This is a genomic window from Streptomyces sp. URMC 123, from assembly GCF_051386515.1.
Lineage (GTDB): Bacteria > Actinomycetota > Actinomycetes > Streptomycetales > Streptomycetaceae > Streptomyces.
In genome coordinates this window covers 1-1434 of sequence record NZ_JBPQTV010000604.1, presented here as the reverse complement: position 1 = coordinate 1434, position 1434 = coordinate 1, and the positions used below count along the sequence as shown (strand labels likewise).

Annotated in this window: 1 protein-coding gene; it reads right to left on the bottom strand. The window is 75.7% G+C overall.

The window, feature by feature from the left end; all coding sequences use genetic code 11:
- Window positions 1-85: 85 nt before the first annotated feature.
- Entirely contained in the window at window positions 86-1000 is a 915-nt protein-coding gene (locus ACSNOD_RS31130; RefSeq protein WP_436770428.1) for a cellulose-binding protein, read from the bottom strand.
- Between the last annotated feature and the right edge of the window lie 434 nt (window positions 1001-1434).

The window sequence follows — 1434 nt, the reverse complement described above, 5'->3', positions numbered from 1 at the left end:
CCCCGGAACGCGAGGCCCCCCACCGCTGAGAGCCCCCGCCGCTGAGCGCCTCCCCGGGGAAGGCCCCGCCGGGGAGGGCCGGGGGTCAGGCGTCCGGTTCGGTGGACGGGCCCGGGACCGCGCCCACGTCGCGGCCGGTGAGCGCCGCGAGGCTCGCCCGTACGTGCGCCATGTGGCCGCGCACCTCCTCCCGCCGCTCCTCGTGCTCGCGCAGGCACCGCTCCGTCTCCCGCTCGATCCGCTCCTCCCGCGCCCGCGCCTGCGCGATGAGCTGGGCGGCCTGCGCGTCCGCGTCCTCCTGGCCGTGCCGCGCGGCCTCCTCCACCTCCGCGTACACCCGCTTCGCCTCGTCCATCGCGTCCTGGGCCCGCTCGGCGAGCTGCGCCTCGTACATCTCGACCGCGGCCTCGCGCTCCGCCAGCTCCCGGGTCGCGGCCTCCCAGCGCTGGCCGTGCTCCTTCTCCTGGTCGGCGAGCATCGCCGCGGTCCGCTCGCGCATCTCGCGGAGCGCGGCGGCCGCCTCGTCGCGCCACTCCTTGGCGTCGCGCCGGGCCGCGCCCCGCGCGTTCTCGGCGACCCGCTGCGCGGCCAGGATCGCCCGCTCCGCCCAGGTCTCGGCCTCGGCGCGGACCTGCGCCGAGGCCGCCCGCGCGGCGTCCCGCAGCGCGTCGGCCGCCTCCGCCGCCCGCTCGCGCGCCTCGTGCGCGGCCGCCTCGGCCTCGTTGCGCAGCCGCGCCGCCTCGGCCTCGGCGATGGCGAGGAGCTGCTGCGCCCGTGCGCCGAGCGATTCATACGTTTGCGGCGGCAACTGCTCCACATGGGCGCGCAGCCGCCGGACCTCCGCCTCCATGTCCTTGCCGAGCACGGTGAGCCGCGCCGCCCGCTCCCACGCCTCGTCCCGCTCGGCGGAGAGCGCGGCGACGGCCCGGTCGACCTGGTCGATCCGGTAGCCACGCCCCCGTACGACAGCGAAGCCGTGAGGTGACACAGACCCACTCATCGGTTAGCCCCTTTTGTCTGGCGTGCAACGCGCTTCGGCGCACATATTCCTGGATCGCGGTGAACCGCCCATAACCCGACACTCCGCCACATCCTTCGGTCAAGGATGCGCCACGCGCCGCCACAAGGCGGCACCGGCGGGACACCACGGGCGCCCGAGGCCCAACGAGTGCGCCGGTACTGCGGAAACCCGCCCCGCGCGACATCCTCACCACGGGTGCCGCCCCGTGCCCTGTCCGCTTCTGCGTCGTTGGTCCGGTCGTGACCAAAAACACCGTAACAGCCGCCATTCTGGCCGGAGTTGCCCTCGCCGCTCTCTCGGGTACGGCATTCGCCGCGACCCCCGGGCAGGCTTCCCCGAACCAGGCGGCTTCTCCCATGACCGCGCTGACCGAGACCCCGGACCTGCCGCTGCTGCGGGCGGCCGGGCACACC